Here is a 24,351-nt window from a genome sequence, read left to right on the forward strand (position 1 = left end):
CTAATTGTCACTTTTGTAGCCTTCAGGACGTTTCCACCGAATTGGTGGAGCCGGTTCTGGCTTCAATTTAAATTCATTGACCTTTAATAATTTCATAGCTTCTTCTACCGCACGTTCTAACTGCGGATCATTGCCCTTAGACGTTTCCTTTGGGTGTTGAATCACTTCAATGTCAGGGGCCACACCTTCGCCTTCAACAGCCCATTCGCCATTAACATCAAAGAAACCTCCTCGTGGAGCTACCATTCTACCGCCATCGATAAAACGAGGCGTATCCCAAGTTCCTACAAGACCTCCCCAAGTTCTTGTGCCAACGAGAGGACCAATAGCTTTCTTTTTAAACATGTAGGGTAAGAGGTCACCACCAGACCCGGCACGTTCATTGATTATCATCACTTTTGGACCCCATATACCAGCCATAGGCGTGGTCCAAGGACGGTTGTCATTGGCCTTACTATTGAAATAACCAAATAGTTCGCGAGACATGATATCAATCATGTAGTCGGCAGCTGATCCGCCGCCATTATTCCGCTCGTCTATTATAGCTCCCTTTTTATCTTGTTGGGAAAAGTAATAACGGTTAAAGGCAGAGAATCCACCGTTACCAGTATTGGGTACATAGACATAGGCCAATTTTCCATTTGATAGTTTATCAACCTTTCGTCTATTGCCTTCAATCCAATCTATAGTTCTAAGTCCACGTTCGCTGGATACAGGTTTTACGGTTATTGTTCTGGCGCCATCCATGGATGGTTTAGAATTTACTGTTATTGAAATCTCACGTCCGGCAGTCTGTTCTAGGAGCTTGTAAGGATTTACATCGGCATTTAGGGTAATTCCATTAATGGCTAAAAGATAATCTCCTACATTGACATTAATTCCTGGTTTTGCCAATGGTGCATCAATATTTGGATTCCAACGCTCGCCATTGTAAATCTTGGAAATTCTATAACTATTTTTTGAAACATCAAAATCACAACCTAAAAGACCAACCGGTACATTGTCTAAATTTGGAAAATCTCCACCACTCACGTAGGAATGACCAATAGCTACCTCACCACTCATAATGTCTACGACATAGTTTAAATCTGTGCGATGCCTAACATGGTCAACCCAAGGTGAATACCATTCATAGATATCGTCCCATGGGGCACCGTGTACATTATCTACGTAAAGGAAATCGCGCATATAGCGCCATCCCTCCTTAAATATTTGATGTGCCTCCGCTTTTGGGTCTAGCTTTATTTTAAAGTCAATCTTAAGGTTGTCTTTTCCGGGTTTTGGTGGGGTACTAGTATCGGTAAGGACCCAATTTCCATTTTGGGAAAGCAAAATAGATTTTCTGTCTTCAGAGGCTACCATTCCAGACACACCAGTGGCGAAATCTGTTGCTTTTTCCTTTTCTACGTCATAGGAATGTACTTTTAAACCGCGCTCATTGGGGATGGATTCAGCAATAAAGACTTTATTTTTAGGACCTTTTAATAAGGCCACGTAATTTCTAGGTGGTAATTGAAGTGCAACAGCCCGGTCCATAATTCCTGTTTCATCAATAGTTACCGTAATTTCTTTGGAGGTGTCTTTATCTTTTTTCGTGTCAGTATTATCACCATTATCATCGCTGTCTTTAGATTCAACCTTAGCCATTTCATTTTGAGGGAGGTTAGGTGCTTGACCGTCTGCACTTAGAATGATGGCATATAAGCCTCTTTCTATCCTTGAACCGGGATCATACGAGCTCATATCCAACCAGCCCGATTGAAGTCCATAATTGGTGCTGGCTAATGTATAAAGATATTTACCCGAGGCATCCCAAACAGGGGTTATAGCATCAGCTAAGGGATCTGTAAGTTGTACTATTTTGCCTGAGTCAATGTTGTATGCAAAAATGGCTTTAAAATGACTATCCTGTTGTTTGGAATAGGCAATCCATTTGCTATCTGGGGACCAGATCGGATTCATAGCACGATTTGGATGTGCATATCGGTCTGTATCAACAACTTTTGTCTTTTTCGTATCTAAATCTACGATCCAAATATTGTAGTGCGTGTCAGTGTAAGCGATGTATTTACCGTCTGGTGACCAATCAGGTTGAAAATAAAATGTTGGATTCGGTAGTGTAATAGCTTCCGTATTGGAACCGTCTTGATTCGCTAGTATCAATTGGTATTCCCCACTTTTATCAGAAAACCAAGCGACCTTATCACCTTTTGGTGACCAAATAGGATTACGATCTGCCACACCGGGAGAGTTGGTGAGGTTCATCCAAGTTCCGTTCTCCTTGGGAGCTGTAAAAATTTCACCGCGATATTCAAAAATAGCACGTTTACCTTGAGGCGATAGATTAGGATTAGATAAATTTCTTGCGGACACGTTATCCCACTTTGTGCGGTAGAAATTAAGATCGGCGTTAACGTCAATAGTTAACTGTTTGGTTTCACCATTATTCGGATTATAAATACGAAGATATCCACCTTGTTCATAGATGATTTTATCTTCACTGGCGTCAAGGCTTTTTACATCAAATTTCTTATGAAAGGTAATTTGCTTTTCTTCCTTGGTCGCAGGGTTAAAGGACCAGATATTCATGGTATAATCGCGTTCTGACATGAAATAGACGATTCCATTTAACCAAACAGGATCAAGATGACGTTCCTTAGTGGGTTGTGAGGTTCGGATTAATTCCTTGGTTTTTAAATTTACGACCCATATTGGCATAGCCTGACCACCTCGGTAATTACGCCATTCGGCATCCCAACCTGTAATAGGTGTGTAAGCGATATGCTTTCCGTCCTCGGAAATTTCTCCATAAGCAGCACGTGGTATATCTAGTGGTTCGGGTAAACCGCCATTCAGACCTATGGTGAAAAATTTGCTGGTCATGGTTGGTTGGCCGTTTCTACTCGAATTAAATAGAACTTTTCCATCCGGAGTCCAACCTTGCACAAAATCACCACTTGGATGATAGGTGAGGCGTTTAGGCTCACCACCTTGAGATGGAATCACAAAAACATCGGTATTTCCATCATATTGTGCTGTAAAGGCGATATAATCTCCATTGGGGGAGAAATGCGGGCTAGACTCATAGCCTTCGTCACTTGTAAGTCTTGCCGCAGCCCCACCATTGGATGAAACCTTCCATAGATCATTGGCATAAACAAAGACCACATCATTGCCGTGCATAGTTGGTTGTCTGAGTAATTGTGTGCCTTGAGTATAACCAACTAAGGTCATTAGAAGCATCAGAGAAGTAATTACATATTTCATTTTCGATTAGTTTTAGAATAAGGTTAAGACAACTGAATGGGTAGGTTTAAAGATACAATTTAGACGATTGAGATGCTCTAAAAAGTTGTTAAAACCTTAAAATCCAACGGCAGTATCGTCGCCTCTTTTGTCTGCACCACCCTCTAGGCGGCCATCTTCAAGCCTTAAAATACCATCTACCCTACCAATGACAGGTGTACGCTCAAAATTAAGCTTATAACCCTTGCTCTTTAATTGCTCAATTAAGGTTTGATCAAAAGCATGCGTTTCCATCCTAATTTCATCCGGTCGCCATTGATGATGGAATCGCGGTGCATTAACAGCCTCTTGCATGGTAAGCTTAAACTCATGGACATTAAGAATAGTCTGTAAGACCGACGTAATAATTGTAGATCCTCCGGGTGTTCCAAGTGTCATAAAAAACTCATCATCTTTTTCTACTATGGTAGGTGTCATGGAACTGAGCATGCGCTTTTGAGGCGCTATGCTATTGGCTTGGGCACCAATAAGGCCGTAAGAATTAGGAGAACCTGGCTTAGAGCTAAAATCATCCATTTCATTATTGAGAAAAAATCCCAATTCAGAAGCATATAATTTTGAACCGTAACCGCCATTTAAGGTGGTTGTCACGGCGATAGCATTACCAAATTGGTCGACGATAGAGTAGTGGGTGGTTTCATCACTTTCATCACCGAGAATTTTACCGTGCGCAATGGAATCTGCTGGCGTAGCAGCTTCAAATGAGAAGTCAGCCATTCTATTTTCTAAATACACATCGCTAGTTAGGGCTTTAGTGGGAATATCTACAAAGTCTGGATCACCCAGATAATAACTTCGGTCGGCGTATGCCCTCTTTTCAGCCTCAACTAAAACCTGTACGGCTTTGAGTGAATTATGGCCGTAATCTTCTAAACTGAAGGCTTCAATCATTTTCATGATTTGTTGAAGTACAATACCGCCTGAAGAGGGTGGTGACATGGAGGTTATGGTTAAATCATCATATTGAAAACTAATTGGATCGCGCCACTTAGATTCATAATTTGCCATATCCTCTAAGGTGATGATGCCTCCATGAGCTTGAATGAATTCAACTAATGTTTTGGCTGTTTGGCCCTTATAGAACTCATCTTTGCCATTTTCTGCCAGGCGCTTTAAGGTTGCGGCAAGTGCAACATTAAAGACGCTATCGCCTTGTGTTAAGCGTTTATTAAAAAGTATTTCCTTGCCATTTATCACCTTAAAAATACTATCATTCTTGGCAAAGCGTTCTGACTGCATTTCTGTAACCTTAAAGCCGTTTCTAGCCAATTCAATTACAGGTTTTAGGATAGACTTTACATCTAACTTGCCGAAGCGTTCTTGGGCTTTAAAAACACCGGCTACAGTACCGGGTACTCCAATAGCCATACTACCTAAAGTACTTTTTCCTTTAATAATATTACCTTCTTCATCGAGATACATATTCTTTATAGCTGCCATTGGTGCTTTTTCTCTGTAATCTAAGGCACCTTTAGTGCCGTCGGCTAATCGATAGACCAAGAAACCGCCACCACCAAGATTACCAGCATATGGGTAAACAACGGCTAAGGCCATTTCTGTTGCCATCATGGCATCAAAGGCATTACCGCCCTTTTTCAAAATCTCCACACCTATTTTAGAGGCTTCCTCTCGTGCGCTTACGACCATTGCCGTTTCAGTGATAAGACCCCTAGGGTTAGAGCCTAATAATTTTGATTGAGGTTCTTTTTTACAGCTTTGGGTAAAACTTATTACCAAGAGGAGAAACAGGAGTTTTTTCATGCTATATTATGTTCTATTTCTAGTTGAAGCCTTTTGTCAGAGCTCACCCTTATTAAATCGTCAAAAAATGTCAGGAATTCACTTTCAAATTTATCATAATGCTCTTTGAGTTCTGCAGTAGCCTTATCCATTTTAGACATGTATTTAGTTCGCCTGTTCATACCATTTAAAACAGACTGGATACCTTTAATGGTGGCATATCCTAACAACCAATTCCCTCGAATCATTACAGGTGTAAGATGTTGAAATTTTGGCGGCAATAATTCTAGGTGTTTATTTAAACTGTTATAAAAGTTTTCTACGTAAATACTTAATTCAACCGTGGAATATCTTTTCCAATTTTTTGCTAAAAAGTGATCGTAAAAAATATCTACAATGACACCACTGTAGTGCCCATATGGTTCATGAAGACGCTTGGTACTTTGTCTAAAAACGGGATGGGCGTCTGTAAAGGTGTCAATAAAGCGGTGCAGCAAAATGCCTGCTTGCATTTCTTGTGGATAGGTTTTGTAGTTCTTACCTCTAATCCCGTCAGCTACAAAATTACCTATGGTTAATAGTTCATTGTCTCCAGAAAGAAAAATATGTGCCAGAAAATTCATGGTCCGAATTTACAAATTCATACTAACAAAAAAGGGCGAGATGGTTATATTTGCTAAAAACCTATTGACATGACTTTAATCAAATCAATTTCTGGAATAAGAGGAACCATTGGAGGCAAAGTAGAGGAAAACCTTACACCTATAGACGCTGTTAAGTTTGCCTCGGCTTATGGCACGTGGATTAAGCAGCAGCGCCACAAAGAACATTATCGTGTTGTTGTGGGCCGGGATGCACGTATTTCTGGAGAAATGATTCAAAACCTGGTAATGAATACCCTGGTTGGTTTAGGTATTCATGTAATAGATGTAGGTTTATCTACTACACCAACAGTAGAGGTTGCTGTTCCAATGGAACATGCTGACGGCGGCATTATATTAACTGCTAGCCATAACCCAAAACAATGGAACGCCTTAAAACTTTTAAATGCCAAAGGTGAGTTCCTAAATGGGGTAGAAGGACAAAAAATACTGGAAATAGCGACGTCCGGTAATATGATATTTTCTGATGTGGATGCTTTAGGCCGTATCACCAAAAATGAAGCCTATATCGATTTACATATTGATGAAGTGCTGGATTTGCCGTTGGTAAATAAAAAAGCAATAGAAGATGCCAATCTTAAAGTGGTTGTCGATGGTGTTAATTCAACAGGAGGTATAGCTATTCCTTTGTTGTTGGAGCGTTTGGGTGTCCATCCTATTAAGTTGTATTGTGAACCTAATGGACATTTTCCCCATAATCCGGAACCGCTCAAAGAACATTTAACGGATTTGTCGGAAGCCGTGATAAAAGAAGGTGCAGACTTAGGGATAGTTGTTGATCCAGATGTCGATCGCTTGGCATTTATGGATGAAAAGGGTGAAATGTTTGGTGAGGAATATACCTTAGTGGCTTGTGCAGATTATGTCTTAAGTAAAACTCCAGGCAATACGGTTAGTAATATGAGTTCTACGAGAGCGCTTAGGGATGTTACCGAAAAATATGGTGGTACTTATGAGGCCAGCGCTGTGGGCGAGGTAAATGTGGTTGAATTGATGAAAAAGAACAAGGCCATTATTGGTGGTGAAGGGAATGGCGGTATTATTTATCCGGAATTGCATTATGGTCGTGATGCCTTGGTTGGAGTGGCTTTGTTTTTAAGTTTATTGGCAGAAAAGAAAATGACTGTAAGTGAATTAAAAGCGACGTATCCACTGTATTACATGAGCAAAAAGAAAATTCAGTTAACCCCTGAGCTTGATGTTGATGCCATTTTGGATGCTATGAAATCTAAATATAGCAATGAAAAGTTAACGACCATAGATGGTGTTAAAATTGATTTTGCCGATTCCTGGGTACACTTACGAAAAAGCAATACAGAACCTATTATTAGAATTTATACGGAAGCTCAGTCACAGAATGCTGCTGATGCGTTGGCTGATCGTATTATTGAAGAGATAAAGGCAATTGCCAATATTTAGTATCTTAGTATATAAAATCAAACGAAATCATGTCCTTGAGACCACAAATAGTAACTAAACAAGGTTCAGATTTAGAACAGTATTTCAATAGGTTCAGAACACATATCGTTGGTCAGGACCAAACCTTTGTATCTCCATACGGTGAGCAGAAAATCATTTATACGGATTGGACGGCTTCAGGTCGATTGTACAGACCCATTGAACATAAATTATTAAGGGAATTTGGACCTTTTGTGGCTAATACACACACGGAAACCACAGTTTCCGGTACGGCTATGACCAGAGCCTATCACAAAGCTAAGGAAATTATAAAACAGCATGTCAATTCTAATGAAGATGACGTACTTATCGTATCAGGAAATGGAATGACCGGCGTGGTCAATAAATTCCAGCGTATATTAGGGTTAAAGATTCCTGAAAACTTAAAGGAACTAACCACAATTCCAGACGAGATGCGCCCAGTGGTTTTTGTATCCCATATGGAACATCACTCTAACCACACCTCTTGGTTGGAGACTATGGCGAAGGTAGAGGTTATTCCTCCGGGAAAGGATGGCTTGTTCAGTTTATCGAATTTGGAAAAATTACTCAGAGAATATAAGGATTATACTATAAAGATAGCATCTGTTATTGCAGGCTCTAACGTTACAGGAATTCAAAATCCATACTATGAGGTGGCAAAATTAATGCATAAACACGGTGGTGTTTGTTTTGTGGATTTTGCCTGCTCAGCACCCTATGTAGATATTGACATGCACCCAAAGGACGAGAATGCCAGTCTAGATGCCATATTTTTTTCACCACATAAATTCTTAGGTGGTCCGGGGTCATCTGGAGTGTTGGTTTTTAGCAAAAAGTTATATAAAAATATGGTGCCCGACTGTCCTGGTGGAGGAACCGTTAGTTGGACCAATCCCTGGGGCGAACATAAGTATATTGACAATATAGAGGATAGGGAAGATGGCGGTACACCTGGTTTTCTTCAAACCATAAAAACAGCGTTGGCTATTAAGTTAAAAGAGCAGATGGGTGTGAGCAAAATTTTAGAACGTGAGCACCAACTGGTAGATATAATTTTTAAGCGTTTAGCGCCTATTTCAAATATTAATATTCTTGCAGGACAGCACAAAAATCGATTGGGTGTTATTTCCTTTTATATTGATGATTTACATTACAATCTTGGGGTAAAATTACTCAATGATAAGTTTGGTATTCAGACAAGAGGCGGTTGTAGCTGCGCTGGGACTTACGGTCATTATTTGTTACATGTGGATTATGAAACTTCTCATGAATTAACCGATGAAATCTCTATTGGGGATTTGGTGCGCAAGCCCGGTTGGATACGAATGTCCATTCACCCAACAACCACGAATGAAGAGATAGAATTTGTATGTAGTAGTATTATTAGTTTAGCCAAACATCATAAAGAATGGGCTAAGGATTATGAATACTCAAGAAATTCTAATGAATTTATACACAAGTCGCGATTAAATAATGCGACACCTTCCATTGACATAGATTCCTGGTTCGAGATTTAAGACTGAAATTCTTTCGGAACCTTATCCCTGTGTTTCCAGCGTTTGTGGGTCCAAAGGTAATATTGAGGAGCCTCCAATATTTGTCTCTCAACTAATTTGAAGAATAAGTCAGTAATCTCATAATCCTTAAAGTCCTTGGGATGCTCAGTAATGGTCTCAAAGGTAGTTTCATAATAGCCGCGTTTAATTCGCTTTACACGAAAAAATACAACAGCCATATCTAATTTTTTAGCTAGGGTCTCTGCACCTGTGTACATTGGTACTTTAATGCCCATAAATTCATTCCAGTGAAGTGCCTTTGTAGCTTTAGGTGACTGGTCTGATACGAAGCCGTTTATAGTCAATTCGCCTTTCTTTTTACAGGTGTTAAGGACCTCAAAGGTTTCTTTTGTAGTGATGAGGTAGGTATTGTGTTTTGCACGAATGCGCTTAGCTAAGCGATCAAAATATTTGTTCCGTAAGCGTTTATAGATAGCGTAGCCCTTGTATTTAATGTAAGTCTGAAGAATAAAAATCCATTCCCAACTGCCGTAGTGGCCGCACATTAAAATGATACTGCGCTTTCGTTTCTCTAAATCATTGATGAGTTCTATATTGGTAAATGTGTAACGCTTTTTCAATTCGGCTTCTGAAATAGACATGGACTTAATGGATTCGACTACCATATCACATAGATGATGATAGAATTTATCCATAATTTCAGAATATTCCTTTTCCGATTTTTCAGGAAAAACGAGTCTTAAGTTTTCTTTTACCGTGGATTTTCTGTAGCCAAAAATCTTATAAATAAAAACATATAGAACATCAGATAAAGCGTATAATAACTTGAATGGTAGAATAGAAACTAGCCAGAGCAAGGGGTATATGATTATATAGGCGAGCAGTTGCATTAGACGATATTATATCTGAAGCGCAAATATATTATATTTGGGGCAATAGACCGTTTTTATGTACAATTTAGATTTAGTTACCGGTATTATCATTGCTGCCAATGTCATGGCATCCTTAAGGGGTTTTGATAATAGAATATTTTTTGAGCGTTATAAATTTAATGTTGGCCAAATAAGGCGAGGTGATCAAATCAGAATGTTCAGTTCTGGATTTTTGCACGTCGATACTACGCATTTACTATTTAATATGCTAACTCTTTATTTTTTTGCCCATACGGTTATCGCTCAGCTAGGTACATTGAGCTTTGTTATAATTTATATCGCTAGTTTAATATTTGGTAACCTACTATCCTTATATTTTCACAAAGACGAATTTTGGTATAGTGCTGTTGGTGCCAGTGGTGCAGTTACAGGAGTTCTTTATGCTGCTATACTCTTAAATCCTGAGATGAACCTGTACATGTTTTTTATTCCAATTCCTATTCCAGGCTATGTTTTTGGAATAGGCTATTTGTTATATTCCATTTATGGTATGAAAAATAGAATAGGAAACATCGGTCATGATGCACACTTCGGAGGGGCAGTTGGCGGTTATGTAGTGACCTTGCTTCTGCTACCAAGTCTATTCAAGACAGACCTAAGCCATGTAGCCTTATTGGCAGTGCCCATAGTAATCTTATTCGTTCTTTATAAAACTGGCAAATTGCATTGAAATAACTTACCCTGTAGGCAGGTGTTATCCTAGTTTTCAATAAGTTCCTTAATTTTTATTTCAAGGGCTGGACCTCTGAGGTTTTTGGCTACAATTTTACCTGATTCATCTAAAATGTATGTCGCAGGAATTGCGTTTATATTGTAAAGTTGGGCAATGGGATCATTAAAATACTTGAGATTAGAGATGTGGTTCCATGTTAAATTATCCTGTGCTATGGCCTCTAACCATTTGGCTTTAGGATCTTTTTGACGTGATTGTCCATCTAAGGATACGCCAATTATTTCTAAACCTTGCTCGTGATATTTATTGTAGATTCTAACGACATTTGGATTTTCTTTTCTGCAAGGACCACACCACGCCGCCCAGAAGTCGATTACCGTAACTTTAGCTTTGTCTACCACTTCTTTAAGGGAAATCATTTCACCATTAGGGTTTGGACCACTAAATGCTGGTGCTTTTGCACCTATTTGTAGATTTTTATTGGCCTCATAGTCCATTTTTAGCTTATCAAGTTCTGATGCTATAGCCATTGCTTTTGTTGATGACTTTAATTCTGGACTAAATTGATCAAATATAGAGGAGAGTCGTTCGAAGTCAATATCTTTCATTTTCAGTTCGCCTTGGAATAAATCTAGGCTAACGAAGCTCTTGGGATGATTCTTCATAAAATTGTAAGGAAGTTCTTTAAGCTCTTTTCTTTTTGTTTCTAATTCTTGTGATTTTTTTTCCATCTGGAGCGTATCCTTATTTAATTGGGCTTTCCTGTATAGATTGTTGAGCATTAACAAATCCTTCTGAAGAATTTGTACATCTTTGAGGTATCCAGAAAACATGTCATGGGATTTAGAACCAGTAATGATAGATTTGTTTAAATTTTCCTTATTAATGTCAATTGAAATTTCACTATTTTCCATAAATACAGGAAGTCTTCCATTTATACTGTTTGCAGTTAGGTAAAGTATACCTGGGTTTTTGACTTTACCCTCAAAAACAAAAGTTTCGTTGATGACAATGGCTGTGTCAATAGGTACAATTCTTCCGCGAATATCAGTATCATTTAAATATACACGGATTCCGTTGTAAACATCTTTAGCATTTCCTTTAATACTATAATCTGTCCTAACTTCTTTTTTGCATCCCAAAAAAAGGATGGAAATAATAAAAAAATAATGTACTCTTTTCATGATATGTAATTCTGACTTACAAATATAAAGACTAGAATTTAACTAGATTCCTTAAAGATGTAAATTAAATCTTAAATCTAAAATTAATAGCAATGATGTTTTTTACAATACCTTTGCAAAAACGCCTTTAACTATGACACATACAGACACTATAATTGCACTTGCTACACCATCAGGTAGTGGGGCAATAGCTGTGATAAGACTTTCAGGCGAGTCTTCAATTTCTTTAGTATCCAAACATTTCAAATCGGTATCTCAAAAGGATTTAAGAAAGCAGGCTACACATACTATTCATTTGGGACATATTATAAATGGTACCAGAGTGCTTGATGAGGTTTTGGTTTCGGTCTTTAAAAATCCCAATTCTTATACCGGGGAAGATGTTGTTGAAATCTCATGTCATGGTTCGTTATATATTCAACAAGAAATTATTCAACTGTTCTTAAGAGCAGGTTGTCGCATGGCCACGGCTGGAGAGTTTACCTTAAGGGCTTTTTTAAATGGAAAACTTGATTTGAGCCAAGCTGAAGCTGTTGCCGATTTAATTTCTAGTGATAACGAAGCGGCACATCAAATCGCAATGCAGCAAATGCGTGGTGGTTTTTCTTCTGAAATTGCGCAACTCAGGGAAGAGCTGATGAATTTTGCCTCTTTGATTGAGCTGGAGCTGGATTTTGCTGAAGAAGACGTTGAGTTTGCCGATAGAACACAATTTAAACAGTTAATTGAGCGTATCGCATTTGTCTTAAAACGATTGATTGATTCTTTTGCTGTGGGTAATGTGATTAAAAATGGTATTCCTGTGGCTATAGTAGGAGAGCCAAATGTCGGTAAATCAACGCTTTTAAATGCTTTACTAAATGAAGACAGAGCCATCGTTTCTGAAATCGCTGGTACCACTAGAGATACTATTGAAGATGAAATCTCGATAGGAGGTATTGGATTTCGATTTATTGATACGGCGGGCATACGGGAAACGCAAGATGTGGTTGAAAGTATTGGGATTAAAAAGACGTTTGAGAAAATAGAACAATCGCAAGTCACTATATACCTCTTTGATGCGCAGAAGAATATAGGCAATCTTGAAGATGTAAGAATTGAAATAGAGAAGATTAGAAATAAATACCCTCAAAAACCTTTGTTGGTTATAGCCAATAAGATTGATACGCTGGAGGATATCCAACTGGCGGAAATTAATAACACCATTGCGGATGTTTTGCTTTTATCTGCTAAAACGGGATTTGGGGTAGAGCAACTAACCAATGCATTATTAGGCTTAATTAATACGGGAGCTTTAAGAAATAACGACACAATTGTTACCAATACACGACACTACGACGCCCTTTTAAAGGCATTTGAGGAAATCCAAAAAGTCAAGGAAGGTTTGGAAACTGGGTTGTCTGGAGATTTACTGGCCATAGATATTCGCCAAGCCTTGTATCACTTTGGTGAAATTACAGGTGAGATTACGACGGATGATTTATTGGGTAATATTTTCGCTAATTTTTGTATCGGGAAGTAACTTGTCAAATACAATTACTTCTACTAAAAAAATCTCATCAAATGGGATTTCCAATGAAAACAGAGCAACGACGAAAGGTCTTGTTTGGTCTTAGATTGGATGATAAATTCTTAAATGGGTTAATTTAAACCCCCTATCCAAAGAAAGTAGAATTCACCTCCTAAGGCTTTTAATTACTGTAATTGTTAGTGTCAAAAGGCTTTAACCACTCAAGAATCATATCCTCATTATTAGTGTCCTTAACTTTTAATAGGGATTTGAACTGAATGATTTTGTTGTTTATTGTTGCTACAGTATTACCTACGACATAAATTCTTGAAAATACTTGTTTTTCAGTGCCTAACATTTTAGGCTCAACAACATCGCCAGCTTTAAACCTGTCCAAAACAAAAATTACATTCTCATCCGACTTTATCTCTTTTAAGCCTTCAACAACATCGATTTGGCCGTCTTTCAAAAGAACCCATATGGTGCAGGCAATATTTCCCTTGAACATGTAGTCGTTTTTATCGGCAAAATCGTCTGATCCAAAAACCCCGGTCAACGCAAAATTGACCAGCATTTTCCTATGGTCAAACCCATTGATATGTGCTATTGGTATATGTGGAGCTTCACCTTGTAAGCGGAATCCTGGATCATAGGCATAGAATTCGCCGTTTTCAACAAAAAACTGAATATTAAGAACGCCATTTTTAACTTCTAGATCTTTAAACAAGTTACACAATTGAGGGTGTACCGTTTTAACAAAAGCATCTGTATATTTAGATGGGAAAATCGCCCCTATACAAACAGGACTGGAATCACCTTGCTTTTTAGTTGTGAATCTATCCGATATTGCTGAGAGATAGGGAACACCATTTCTAAAGGTGTAATAGGCGGCCATATCATCGCAATCCATATAACGTTCAACCAAAACCACACCTTTTTTTGAAAATTTCAAAGCTGTTTTAATGGAGTCCTCAAGGTCGCTTTCGTCCCTGCAAATCTTCATGCCAACTCCTCCGCCATTATCAACAGGTTTTATCATTACAGGTAATTTAATATTTTCTGAATCAGTGGCCTTAGAAATATCGTCTATATAAATACCTGGTATATCCTGAATGTGATGTTTGATGCAATATCGTTTAAATCCGTCTTTACTACAAAAGGCTTCAACAGCTTTTTCAGTAGCATAGCAAGGTAGGTTGAGTCGGTCGCAGATATCCTTATAGGGTTTTACTAGGATATCGGCAACCCCAACCAAGACGCCATCGACCTTATTGTCTAAGGCAATTTTCACGACCTCGTCCACCTTAAAAACATCCAAGTCGTAACTTTTGTCTGCGTGACGTTTTGCGGGCGAATCTGGACTCATGTCAATAACAATGGTATAAACCCCCATTGCTTTTGCCGTATCAACTAAAACTGCGGTTTCTGGATTGCCACCAAGAATAATAAGTTTTTTCAACATGATTTTGAACTAGTTATTAGTTTCTTATAATTCCATAAAAAGGTTAACATCCTTTCTCTTTAACCCTAATTATGGATGATTTGTTTAAATTTAATTGTCCTTAAATAAAAAGTTTTCTTTAAACCCTAAAGCTTTTAAAAGTTCATCGATGCGCTTCTTATCGGTATCAATTTTTACAATTTTAGTGTCATCAATTCCCATTAATCCCAATTCTTGCTTAATAGAGTTGTGGGTCGATGGATTTATTGTGGCTATTATTAAAAAATCAAATTCGGTATTTGTGATAGAACTAATGGGTAATACCGAGTTGCCACCAATATTTAAATCGTGATAATCTACGTCTATCCATTTGATGACTTTAAAAAAGTTAGCTTTGACATTGGTTGATAAAATATGTTGACCGAAAGAGCCAGAGCTATATACGACAACTTTTGAATTGCGTTTCACCTTTAGAAATGGATTAAAGAAAACGTCTCCTGCACTATCTAAAATTAACCCGCCGGATCGCACCAAAATTTGTGAGTATAAATAACACTTTAACTGGCTATTTAAGACTTGGTCATCTAGTACATGACTCATTTTTACCTTTAAAAAATGCATCAGTAAGCCTAATCTGTAATATTCCATTTTAGGATTTTCAACAGACTTGACAATAGAATCGTGACGCTGTCTATAATAGTAAAGTGGTATTTTACTAACCACAAGACTTTTTGAAATAGCTAGATAGGAATACGTTATGGCTGCATCCTCTCCCATAACAATGTCGTTGGGCACATCCATTAGTATAGAAAACAGCAATGCTCTTTTAAAAAGCTTATTCCATACATAGGTTGATATGCCATGGGCGCAAAACTCACCGTTGTATATGGCATTTGGAATTATGGATGTTTTGAGGTCTTTCTCGTTATAAATGCCAGCTGTTTTTGGCTTTATAGTTTCAATTTTACCATCAAACTCCCTGAAATGCCCTGTTATGACCAAATCAGAATCATTGGCTTCTGCTAGTTTAAAAAGAGTGTCCAAATAAAATTTATCTACCCAATCATCACCGTCAACAAAAGAAATGTATTTGCCCTGAGCTTTTTTTAAACCAGCTTTCCTAGCACTTAAAAGCCCTCCGTTTTGCTTGTGTATTACTTTTATTCTTGAATCTTTCTTTGCATAGTCATCACAAATCTTAGGACAATTATCTGGACTGCCATCATCTACCAAAATCAATTCAAAGTCTAAAAAGGATTGTTGTAAAACACTATCAATACACTTTGGCAAGTAGTTTTCTATCCTGTAAATAGGAACAATCACACTTATTTTAACGGCACCCATAGATTCAATTGTTAGTTAATTCAATATAAAATAAACCGCCACCATATGCATCAGTTTCAGATTCGGACTTGGCTGTTGTAACATATAGATTTCCATATTTATCAAAACAGCAAGAAGTTACGTTAGGACAGGGCAGTTTACGTTCCTGAATTTTATGGCCATTTATAGGATTCCAATTTGAAACACATCCACCATTCCATTCCGCAATCCACAACATGCCTTTGTTATCCATGCACATACCGTCTGGGGCACCTTCTGCTTTAAATTCAATGACATAGGTATCAAATTTAGCAACACCAGTGTCTATATCATAAAAATATCGAGCTACTTTTTTTGTTGGGGTATCTATAAAATAAAGGAATTTCTGGTCTAGTGAGAAGGCCAATCCATTGGAAATGGTCGTATGGTCAATAAGAGTCTTATAGCTACCTTGATGATATGAGAATACCTTGCCAACGTTTTCCTTCACCTCAGGGAAGCCCATGGTACCAATAATGATTCGACCTTTAGGGTCTTCTATGCCATCATTATATCTCACATTTTCGGGAATGTCAATCTGAAACTTTTGTTTGCTACTTAAGGTATTAAAATTAACCTCGTAGAATCCGTTTTTAGTGGCCACTAAAATAATTTTGAAATCAAGTATAAATACGCAACTTGCAGGTGATTTTAAGTTAATACTCAGTATTTCTTGAGTTTCTGGATTGTAGCAATACACCAAGTAATCGAGTATTGAAACAAAATAGAGAAGGTTATGCTCTAAGTCAAATCTTGGTCCTTCTAGTAATTGAGAATTGGAATAAAAGATAAGTTTTGGCTCCATATAAATTAAATGTATTGACCGCCTGTAACTCGAATAATGGAACCTGTAGTCATCAAGGAGTCATCCGATATCAAATGCATTACCATAGGTACTGGATCTGTAGGATTTAACATTCTACCCATAGGAATACTTTCTTCAATTTGAGATTTTAGGGCTTCCTCTGAAACTCCCGCTTCTTGTCTTAATGTAATCTCACCTTCCGTATTTGTCCAGCCCATAATCAAGTAATTCGAACGGATGCCATATTTTGAATAATGCCTCGCAATATGAGTTGATAATTGATTTAAGGCACCTTTGGTTAAAGCATATGCAGTCCTGTCTTGTTCACCACATTCCATATGCGCTGATCCAAAAAATACAATTGAACCAGAGTTCTGCTCAATCATTGATTTTAATACATATTTTAAAAGAAAAAAAGGTGCTTTTAAATTAACATTGAAGACGCTGTCATAAGTTTCTTCATCTATGTCTAGAATCGGAGAGAAAGGTGTTATACCCGCATATACAATTAGAGAATCAATAGATTTGAATTTTTCAATGGTACCGTCATAGTAATCCTTTAGTCCTGTGTTAGAATTTAAATCTAGTTCATGAAAGTATAGTCTGTCTTCAGCACCAAGTGATTTTAAGATCTGTTGTCCTTCTGCTTTATTCCGACCACAAAAAGCAACTGCATACCCCTTGCTAACACAAGATTTTAAAATTTCAAATCCGACACCTTTGGTGCCTCCTAATAACATTACAGTCTTCATTCAGTCGTTGATTAGAGCGCATTATTGGATGTGAAGCTAGTTAAAATTTCAACTGAAATCATTTTTTTTCTATAAAAGGTTTTTTAACTCGTTCTACGTTATTGAATATCTAGGCAACACGCTAAAAATACCTTGTGTATTTTAAACCTTGCATGAAATAAAATTTGTCAAAACCCAACATTTGTGGCCTTTTTGATTTTGAGGTTTAATTGGTTTCCAGAACTGCCTATTAAATATGAAAAGGGATTTGGATGGTTTGTAGTCCTAATGGGTATTTATGCTAATTACAACTAATTGACTACGTGGCTTAAGTTGCAACATCTTGCTTAAACGGAGTAATTGTAAAAAAAGATTAAACGGCAAAAGGACTTTAAAGGCTGCCTATTTCTTTTTTACCTTTTTCAGATAGAAAGGGAAAGTAGCATAAGAGAACTCCTTTTAAATATATAGGTTTAATCTCAGAGAATTCAAGGTGCCTATCATAGAGTCTGTAGCTAATAATCCAAGTGGTTAGTATATTGGTATGCTGAAAGGCAAAAGGTTTAAATTGATTCTCATCTAATAGTTTTTTGCTGACCAATCCTGCATTAACAAGATGTTCAACTCTTTGATATAGTCTTAACTTGTTATTTTTATAAGTAGTACTGATGTGATTATTAAGGTCTTCATCATTATTTGGATTTACCAAAACATATGATATAGCAAATCTGTAATCAAACAGTAAATCCATAATATCAGAGTAATATTCTTTCAGAGCACTAAAATTCTCGATTTGTTCAGTGTATCCTTGCTTTTCAATAAGCATTTTTAAATTTTCTTCAAACTCTAAGTAAATGGCAAGAATCAGTAATTCTTTTTTTGGAAAATAATTAGTAATCCTACTCCTGTTAATTTTGAGCTCAGATGCCAAATCATCCCAAGAAGGAAGCATTTCCTTTTCATTAAACAATTGATTGACAGCCTTAACGATATTTTGCTTAGTCAACTCCCCTTTAGTGTACATAAGAATAATGCATTTAACCTAATTATAAAATAAATACCTATAACTGACAAAATAAAAAAAACTTTTTTTTATTTTTACGAGTATAACGAACAAAAAAAAATAGATACATATTGCCGTTCTATTTTTTTTATCCAGGGCGTTCATTGGAATATTCAAGTGATATGTTTTGATTGATTGGTGCAAAAGCACTATGTGTTTTAGACGATTTTAAAGCCTATCATAAGACTTTATGATTCTAGTGACTAAAGATAGCACTAATTATGTGTTCTATAGTTTTTTGACCAAAGTTTGTAGCCCTGTTTCAAAATTTCAATAAAGCCTGTATAAGTAAAAATTACATGCAAAATTATATCCAAGACAATTTAAAATAACCGCCAAAACCGATTAATCCTATGGGCTTAAAACCATTTTTCAGACTTTTCTTCATGTTTCTTTGCATCCAGGTAACGTTCAGCCAAGAAGAAAATATTCTCAATCCAAAAGACACGATTCCAGGACAAGGAATTGATGTAAATATTGGTCCTGAAACACATTTCACCTTAGGTGGTGCCTTATGGATGCGATCTGCATTTCAAGATTGGCAACAAGATAATAATGCCAATCAACGTGGATTTTATTTCGATCAATTTAGATTATCGGTAACAGGCGAGCACGGTCTTAATAACGAATCAAAATTAACGTTTTCAGCACAGGCCAGGTGGTGGAGCTACCAGTTTGCACTCCATCATATGTGGTTTGGTTTAGAAATAGATGACCACCATGAAATTCGTTATGGAATTACTCAAAGTCCCTTTGGTGCTATGCCTTCTATATCATCTAGCTTTTGGTATTCTTTAAATTATTACTTAGGTCTAGAGGCCGATCATGATGCAGGGCTGCACTATATCTATAATCGTAATGGCTTTGACTTTCAGTTAGCTTACTACCGTAACGAAGAGTACAATGATCCCACTGCCACAAATCGATGGGCTCCCGATTTAATTACTAGTGGTGACCAACAAAATTTTGAGCGAAACCAAATAAATGTTCGTTTAGCGTATAAATTTGAAAATGAGGGCTCCAATAATTCAACAGAGTTCGGATTGTCTGGTGAATTAGGTGAAATTAAAAATCAGTTAGTAGAAGATGATGGCGACCGCTGGGCTGCAGCACTCCATTATGTGGGCTATTATAACAACTGGAACTTCTATGCGCAAGGCACACGTTATGAATTCAATCCTAATAATCCTGATGGTGTCGATGACAATACGGTATTAATGGGATTCTTCTCAGATCAGCGCTTGGTAGCAGCTAAGGCTACAACCTTTGTAGGTGGTGTAAGGCGCTTATGGGATATAGATTGGTGGTTGTTTGATAAGTTTAATGCCTATATAGAATACAGCCATGTTTGGAAAGATGAGTCGAGTTTTAATGATTCAAAATTATTTAATCCTGGGGCAGTTTTACAGGCTGGTCCGTTTTATTTATGGTTTGATTTTATGGCCGCACAAAATGCGTGGTGGTTTAATGATTCACAAGCCAATAGTGGTTTAGGTTCCGGTTCAATTAATCCCAATGATTGGGAGTTTAGATATAATTTTTCAATCCAATGGTATTTTTAAGAATAAAAACTAAGTAAAATGATAAGCAATACAATTAAATCCCTCATTACGTTAACAACAGCTGTTTTAATTAACGTAAGTTACGCACAAGACATCCCTGACTTTATAAATCCAGAAGATTTAAAAGATGTAGAATGTAAATGTCTAGAGAAAAAGGTAAAGTATAGTAAGCAGGAACAGAAGTATATCGATATACTCTGGGAAGAATCCCTAAAATATTTAGAAGCCTATGCTGTGGCCTTAACTACTGCCCCAGAAGGAAGTAAATGTATTAATTCTGATGAAGCCACCTATGAAACGGTAGATGGCTTTAAGAAAATGTGTGTCATGGACCGCCGTGACATGCAATTATTGGTAAAGCATATTTATCAAATACTTGCAAATCCAGACGAGGCGAAAAAATGTTTTGCAGCCCGTGAAGATGTAGATTGGATTTATAGTCCTGGAGGTGAACTCGAAGCAAGGTCTGAGGTGGCCCAATGGTTGAAGCGCACCACTTTTAAACAGTTTTTTGATACCAAGGTCACGGACCCAGAAGTTAAGGCCTATGGAAAATCCTTTACCGATAATTTCTTTAAAATGGTAACAAGCGATGACGTAAAAACACCACCAAATTTTCCATATGATGTCAGCGCTAGATCGTTACCAAACTTATGGGCTTCTGTTGGTTGGTTTCCAATGTACGCCGAGGAGAGCGAACGTAACAAACGAAATTTCGACAATGTAAGAGGCGGTTATGCCTATGCCGAAATACTTGGTCATTGGGGCTTACTGCGAATAGACGAAATTAATGGCGTAAAAGTTGGTGCAGAGGTAGGTATGGTGGTACAATCAGTTAATACCTTATATCCGTATCACAACCACGCTATTTCGGAATTGTATTATACCATGCGCCAGCCAGCTTGTGTAAATCAGTTCAAAACCTTTGCTGTTAGGGATAATAATGAGCATGTTATTACGGTTTCTGAATCGTCAAACGAACGTGTTATTCAATTCGATGCTGGCGCTCCCAATGAGCACGCGATGTGGGCAAGTTCGGCCTACGATCGGGAGCCGTTGGTGTATTTTCACGAAAATACTATACATGCATTTGAAGTAGATGGAGATTGTGAAAGTAATCCAGAAGAAAGTGCTTTGGTTACTGTCTGGGCAAGATCAGATGCTAATGAACGAGCTAATGATTATGGTACAACCAAACTGTGTGAATGTGCAGATGAGCCAAATACACCTGCAGTAAGAGGAAAAAAAATACAATGCCAATTAACGAAGTTGAAATTTTAAATTCGTGCTTTTTAGATTGTAGAATTTAATTTTAAGTGAAATCACATCCCACATTACAAAATCCAATACTCAGTGTTAGAACTCTTATCACTGTTACTGTTATTACCCTTCTTTCATCATGCTCCCTTGTAAAAATAGAAAGCGAGCAAAAACCACTAGGCACTCGTGAGCTAAACACAAGACTACTCACCCAGAACTATGCCCAGACTGCCATGGATAGGGTAGAACTCGCCGCTGATAGTATAGCCAAATTGGCTGTTGACAACAAGGATATCCAAATCAATACCTTGTATTGGAAAATTCAAACCTCTGAGGAACTAGGAAAATTGAGTTTTCAAACCGAGCCTAGAATTGCACTTATGGATACATGGTCTTACTTTTTAGAAGTCAAGCAATCCCTTCAAAATCCCAAATTAGAGCCTGTTTTTGGCTCTTATAAAACCATCGCATTAGATGCCGTTGATCAGAATATAGACGGTATCGAACGCATAGCGGCTAGTGTTCTACCTAAAAATGATTTCCAAAAGATTAAGGCCTTCGTGGAGGACTATGCCAACAACACACCACTTTTACTGCAACAGGAGTTTAAACATAAATCGATTAGGGAGTCCTATTTAAAATTTAAGGAGATACCGGATAGTACGGCCGTACAAACCGTTGGAACCCTCTCCGAAGTCGTGGCGGATGCCACCAACCGATTTGGATATTATTCTGATGCTTCTGGTAAGCGACTTAATTGGAAAGCAGAAATGCTCCTAAAGAAAAGGGGTATAGACTCCATGGATTTTGAAGCCAAAATGGCTGAAATTGATCGTCAATTTGAACGCCTCATAGTGGTTGCAGAAGATTCACCAGAGACCATTAAAGCCGCCATTATGGAGTTTAGAAACAACATTAGTCCATTGTTCAGTGGCCTTAATTACGAGATAGGTTTGGCCATGGAGAGTTTATCGGAAGATTTAACGTCGGTGGACAGTATGTTATCACGGGAACGTATAGCCTTAGATTCGATAATAAAGCGCGAACGTGTAGCCTTAACTGAAAAAGCGGATACGTTGGTAGATGAAGGTATAAAAACCGCCTTTGACAGTATCGGTGATACCTTAGGTAGTTTAATTCTTTATTTCATACTTTTATTCATAGTAGTCCTGGGGTTGCCGTTTTATATCGGGTATCTTATTGGAAAACAAAAATCTAAATCGCAATCTAAATGAAATTAGTAATTGGTTGGTTACTATGTTTGGTCGTATTTTCTTGTGCAAACAACAAATCCTCTACTGAAGTGTTCTGGGTCAGTGGCATTAAATCCTCGTGTGACAATGGTGCCGGTAAATCAGAGTGCGTGATGATTTGCAAGGAAACTAAAGCAAATGATGACAATTGGGAAAACTTCTACAGTGAAATTGAAGGTTTCGAATTTAAAAAAGGGGTCCTCCAAAAGATTGAAGTTTTGGTAACCCAAAAAGAAGACCCATTACCCGCAGATGCTTCAAGTTTAAACTATAAGCTTGTGAAAGTATTAGAACAAAAACCAGACAATAGAGGACATTTAATTGGAGAGTGGTATGTTCAGTCTATTGATAATGAACTTATTCCGCAAGACAGTGTTGTCCCTGCACTGTCAATCCATATTTCGGATAAAACAATTTACGGTAATGGAGGCTGTAATTCCTATAAGGGTTCTATTACGCAATTGGGTATTGAAACATTAAGTTTTGGAGAGCTTCTAAGCACCTTGCGTTTGTGTGAGCACCAAGCTCTTGAAGATAAGTACTTGGCTGCTTTAAGGGAAACAGCAGCATATAAAATTAAAGATGATAAACTTCATTTATACAGTAAGGATAGAAATAAGGAACTCGTATTTAAAAGGATGGACAAGTCTAAAAACACTACTAGAATAAATGATATTTGGGCTGCCGTAAGAATAGAGGGTAATCCCATTAACAGAATGGTGGAAGTGCCAAAATTAGAGGTTAATGTGGGTGACATGAAGGTATTTGGTACAGACGGTTGTAATAACTATTTTGGTACTATATTAGAGCTAAATGAGGAGATTATCACCTTAGGTGGCATTGGGTCAACCCGAAAAATGTGTCCAGATATGGATGTGCCACAACGCTATAATGAAGCGCTGTCAAAAATTAATAGTTATGAATTTGACAATCAGCTTTTGATTTTTACTGATAAAGATGGGAATGAAGTCCTAGCTTTTTTAAAGACAGATTAAGAATAACCTAAAAAAGGCCATATAAAAATGAATCATATTTTTGAATTCTTAAAAAGTAATTTAGGTAAGAGTATTATATCCTTGCTGATAGCCATCGTTATTATTGCCTTTATTTCATTCATTGTAAAGCGAATTATTCCAAGGCATATACCAGATGCCAGCTCAAGGTACAGAGCCAGGAAATTCGTAAATATCTTAGGGTATATCGCAGCCATTACCGTAGCTCTTGTGGTCTTCAGTAATCAGCTGTCTGCATTAAGCGTGGTCTTAGGTGTTGCTGGTGCAGGTGTTGCTTTTGCATTTCAGGAGGTCATAGCAAGTTTTGCAGGCTATCTAGTCTTGCATTCTTCCAATTTCTTCAAAGTTGGTGATAGGGTCTTACTTGGAGGGATAAAAGGTGATGTCATTGATGTAGGTCTTCTTAGAACATCCTTAATGGAAACTGGTGATTGGATTGATGGTGATCGTTATAATGGTAGAATCACTAAAGTGGCTAACAGTTTTATTTTTAAGGCTCCAGTGCACAACTATTCTGGTGATTTCCCATTTCTATGGGACGAGATTCAAGTACCTATAAAAACCAATGGAGATTTTGAATATGCCAAGGAAAAATTCTTGGAGATTTTATTTGATATTCAAGGGGAATTTGCACAGGAGGCCAAGCATTACTGGCTCAAAATGACCGAAAAGTATATGGTTGAAGATGCCAGGGTAGACCCCTTTGTGTTAATGAAATTCGATGAAAATTGGATTACCTTTACCTTGCGTTATGTAGTGGATTACAAAATGAGAGGAACTACCAAAGATAAAATTTACGAAAAAGTGCTGTTGGCCGTACTAAATTCCCAAGGTCGTATGGAAGTTGCTTCAGCTGCTTTTGAAATTACGGCATTTCCGAAACAACAAGAATAAGTC

Annotated in this window: 19 protein-coding genes; 9 read left to right on the forward strand and 10 right to left on the reverse strand. The window is 37.5% G+C overall.

The features are described 5' to 3' along the window. From CA834_RS04415 to CA834_RS04425, 3 genes are all read right to left on the reverse strand, one after another. Positions 1-3,267 (reverse strand): S41 family peptidase, encoded by a 3,267-nt coding sequence (locus CA834_RS04415; RefSeq protein ID WP_094967462.1) that lies wholly within the window; start codon positions 3,265-3,267, stop codon positions 1-3. Between the two features lie 96 nt (positions 3,268-3,363). Continuing rightward, positions 3,364-5,067: a gamma-glutamyltransferase gene (ggt, locus tag CA834_RS04420; RefSeq protein WP_094967463.1), complete on the reverse strand. Its 1,704-nt coding sequence runs from the start codon at positions 5,065-5,067 to the stop codon at positions 3,364-3,366. Then, on the reverse strand, positions 5,064-5,669 hold the full coding sequence (locus CA834_RS04425) for an acyl carrier protein phosphodiesterase (protein ID WP_094967464.1): 606 nt from the start codon (positions 5,667-5,669) through the stop codon (positions 5,064-5,066). Before CA834_RS04425 ends, ggt begins: the two co-directional genes overlap by 4 nt. A gap of 69 nt (positions 5,670-5,738) precedes the next feature. Here CA834_RS04425 and glmM point away from each other — a divergent pair, with 69 nt between their 5' ends. Together glmM and CA834_RS04435 are read left to right on the forward strand one after the other, a co-directional pair. Then, a complete protein-coding gene (gene glmM / locus CA834_RS04430; RefSeq protein WP_094967465.1) occupies positions 5,739-7,127 on the forward strand; it encodes a phosphoglucosamine mutase in 1,389 nt (462 codons plus the stop codon). A gap of 29 nt (positions 7,128-7,156) precedes the next feature. Further along, positions 7,157-8,665, forward strand: coding sequence for an aminotransferase class V-fold PLP-dependent enzyme (locus CA834_RS04435; RefSeq protein WP_094967466.1), 1,509 nt, complete (start codon positions 7,157-7,159; stop codon positions 8,663-8,665). On the opposite strand, the gene CA834_RS04440 is transcribed toward CA834_RS04435, so the two are convergent. Further along, positions 8,662-9,555: a lysophospholipid acyltransferase family protein gene (locus CA834_RS04440; protein WP_094967467.1), complete on the reverse strand. Its 894-nt coding sequence runs from the start codon at positions 9,553-9,555 to the stop codon at positions 8,662-8,664. The genes CA834_RS04435 and CA834_RS04440 overlap by 4 nt on opposite strands. A 58-nt stretch (positions 9,556-9,613) precedes the next feature. On the opposite strand from CA834_RS04440, the gene CA834_RS04445 reads away from it, so the two are divergent. Continuing rightward, positions 9,614-10,267 (forward strand): rhomboid family intramembrane serine protease, encoded by a 654-nt coding sequence (locus tag CA834_RS04445; protein WP_094967468.1) that lies wholly within the window; start codon positions 9,614-9,616, stop codon positions 10,265-10,267. A gap of 29 nt (positions 10,268-10,296) precedes the next feature. Here the strand turns inward: CA834_RS04445 and CA834_RS04450 are convergent, their stop codons facing one another. After that, on the reverse strand, positions 10,297-11,454 hold the full coding sequence (locus tag CA834_RS04450; protein WP_240507465.1) for a TlpA disulfide reductase family protein: 1,158 nt from the start codon (positions 11,452-11,454) through the stop codon (positions 10,297-10,299). 133 nt (positions 11,455-11,587) lie between these two features. Here CA834_RS04450 and mnmE point away from each other — a divergent pair, with 133 nt between their 5' ends. Further along, entirely contained in the window at positions 11,588-12,976 is a 1,389-nt protein-coding gene (gene mnmE, locus CA834_RS04455) for a tRNA uridine-5-carboxymethylaminomethyl(34) synthesis GTPase MnmE (RefSeq protein WP_094967469.1), read from the forward strand. Between the two features lie 169 nt (positions 12,977-13,145). Here mnmE and CA834_RS04460 read toward each other — a convergent pair whose 3' ends face one another. From CA834_RS04460 to CA834_RS04480, 5 genes are all read right to left on the reverse strand, one after another. Further along, a complete protein-coding gene (locus CA834_RS04460; RefSeq protein ID WP_094967470.1) occupies positions 13,146-14,426 on the reverse strand; it encodes an ATP-grasp domain-containing protein in 1,281 nt (426 codons plus the stop codon). Between the two features lie 90 nt (positions 14,427-14,516). After that, positions 14,517-15,749, reverse strand: a complete 1,233-nt coding sequence (locus tag CA834_RS04465) for a glycosyltransferase family 2 protein (RefSeq protein ID WP_094967471.1) — start codon at positions 15,747-15,749, stop codon at positions 14,517-14,519. Between the two features lie 4 nt (positions 15,750-15,753). After that, the gene (locus CA834_RS04470; protein WP_094967472.1) at positions 15,754-16,572 is read right to left on the reverse strand and encodes an SMP-30/gluconolactonase/LRE family protein; all 819 of its coding nucleotides are present in this window, start codon (positions 16,570-16,572) and stop codon (positions 15,754-15,756) included. 5 nt (positions 16,573-16,577) lie between these two features. Next, positions 16,578-17,324 carry an SDR family NAD(P)-dependent oxidoreductase gene (locus tag CA834_RS04475; RefSeq protein WP_094967473.1) on the reverse strand — a complete coding sequence of 249 codons (747 nt, stop codon included), beginning with the start codon at positions 17,322-17,324 and terminating at the stop codon, positions 16,578-16,580. A gap of 370 nt (positions 17,325-17,694) precedes the next feature. Next, positions 17,695-18,327, reverse strand: coding sequence for a TetR/AcrR family transcriptional regulator (locus CA834_RS04480; RefSeq protein ID WP_094967474.1), 633 nt, complete (start codon positions 18,325-18,327; stop codon positions 17,695-17,697). Between the two features lie 425 nt (positions 18,328-18,752). On the opposite strand from CA834_RS04480, the gene CA834_RS04485 reads away from it, so the two are divergent. From CA834_RS04485 to CA834_RS04505, 5 genes are read left to right on the forward strand one after another with little or no spacing between them, the layout of a single operon-like run. Further along, positions 18,753-19,928 (forward strand): TonB-dependent receptor, encoded by a 1,176-nt coding sequence (locus CA834_RS04485; RefSeq protein WP_133085450.1) that lies wholly within the window; start codon positions 18,753-18,755, stop codon positions 19,926-19,928. Positions 19,929-19,946: 18 nt separating this feature from the next. Continuing rightward, positions 19,947-21,209 (forward strand): cupin domain-containing protein, encoded by a 1,263-nt coding sequence (locus CA834_RS04490; protein ID WP_206186843.1) that lies wholly within the window; start codon positions 19,947-19,949, stop codon positions 21,207-21,209. A 35-nt stretch (positions 21,210-21,244) separates the two neighbouring features. After that, positions 21,245-22,423, forward strand: coding sequence for a hypothetical protein (locus CA834_RS04495; protein WP_094967476.1), 1,179 nt, complete (start codon positions 21,245-21,247; stop codon positions 22,421-22,423). Further along, positions 22,420-23,436: an META domain-containing protein gene (locus CA834_RS04500; RefSeq protein ID WP_094967477.1), complete on the forward strand. Its 1,017-nt coding sequence runs from the start codon at positions 22,420-22,422 to the stop codon at positions 23,434-23,436. The genes CA834_RS04495 and CA834_RS04500 overlap by 4 nt, the downstream gene beginning before the upstream one ends. 27 nt (positions 23,437-23,463) lie before the next feature. Then, a complete protein-coding gene (locus CA834_RS04505) occupies positions 23,464-24,348 on the forward strand; it encodes a mechanosensitive ion channel family protein (protein WP_094967478.1) in 885 nt (294 codons plus the stop codon). Positions 24,349-24,351: the final 3 nt, after the last annotated feature.

This window comes from Winogradskyella aurantia (genome assembly GCF_002266855.1).
GTDB lineage: Bacteria > Bacteroidota > Bacteroidia > Flavobacteriales > Flavobacteriaceae > Winogradskyella > Winogradskyella aurantia.

Bases quoted from the DNA above. Each gene is read 5' to 3' on its own strand.
- CA834_RS04415 (WP_094967462.1), bottom strand. From the start codon at position 3,267: ATGAAATATGTAATTACTTCTCTGATGCTTCTAATGACCTTAGTTGGT.
- ggt (WP_094967463.1), bottom strand. From the start codon at position 5,067: ATGAAAAAACTCCTGTTTCTCCTCTTGGTAATAAGTTTTACCCAAAGC.
- CA834_RS04425 (WP_094967464.1), bottom strand. From the start codon at position 5,669: ATGAATTTTCTGGCACATATTTTTCTTTCTGGAGACAATGAACTATTA.
- glmM (WP_094967465.1), top strand. From the start codon at position 5,739: ATGACTTTAATCAAATCAATTTCTGGAATAAGAGGAACCATTGGAGGC.
- CA834_RS04435 (WP_094967466.1), top strand. From the start codon at position 7,157: ATGTCCTTGAGACCACAAATAGTAACTAAACAAGGTTCAGATTTAGAA.
- CA834_RS04440 (WP_094967467.1), bottom strand. From the start codon at position 9,555: ATGCAACTGCTCGCCTATATAATCATATACCCCTTGCTCTGGCTAGTT.
- CA834_RS04445 (WP_094967468.1), top strand. From the start codon at position 9,614: ATGTACAATTTAGATTTAGTTACCGGTATTATCATTGCTGCCAATGTC.
- CA834_RS04450 (WP_240507465.1), bottom strand. From the start codon at position 11,454: ATGAAAAGAGTACATTATTTTTTTATTATTTCCATCCTTTTTTTGGGA.
- mnmE (WP_094967469.1), top strand. From the start codon at position 11,588: ATGACACATACAGACACTATAATTGCACTTGCTACACCATCAGGTAGT.
- CA834_RS04460 (WP_094967470.1), bottom strand. From the start codon at position 14,426: ATGTTGAAAAAACTTATTATTCTTGGTGGCAATCCAGAAACCGCAGTT.
- CA834_RS04465 (WP_094967471.1), bottom strand. From the start codon at position 15,749: ATGGGTGCCGTTAAAATAAGTGTGATTGTTCCTATTTACAGGATAGAA.
- CA834_RS04470 (WP_094967472.1), bottom strand. From the start codon at position 16,572: ATGGAGCCAAAACTTATCTTTTATTCCAATTCTCAATTACTAGAAGGA.
- CA834_RS04475 (WP_094967473.1), bottom strand. From the start codon at position 17,324: ATGAAGACTGTAATGTTATTAGGAGGCACCAAAGGTGTCGGATTTGAA.
- CA834_RS04480 (WP_094967474.1), bottom strand. From the start codon at position 18,327: ATGTACACTAAAGGGGAGTTGACTAAGCAAAATATCGTTAAGGCTGTC.
- CA834_RS04485 (WP_133085450.1), top strand. From the start codon at position 18,753: ATGTTTCTTTGCATCCAGGTAACGTTCAGCCAAGAAGAAAATATTCTC.
- CA834_RS04490 (WP_206186843.1), top strand. From the start codon at position 19,947: ATGATAAGCAATACAATTAAATCCCTCATTACGTTAACAACAGCTGTT.
- CA834_RS04500 (WP_094967477.1), top strand. From the start codon at position 22,420: ATGAAATTAGTAATTGGTTGGTTACTATGTTTGGTCGTATTTTCTTGT.
- CA834_RS04505 (WP_094967478.1), top strand. From the start codon at position 23,464: ATGAATCATATTTTTGAATTCTTAAAAAGTAATTTAGGTAAGAGTATT.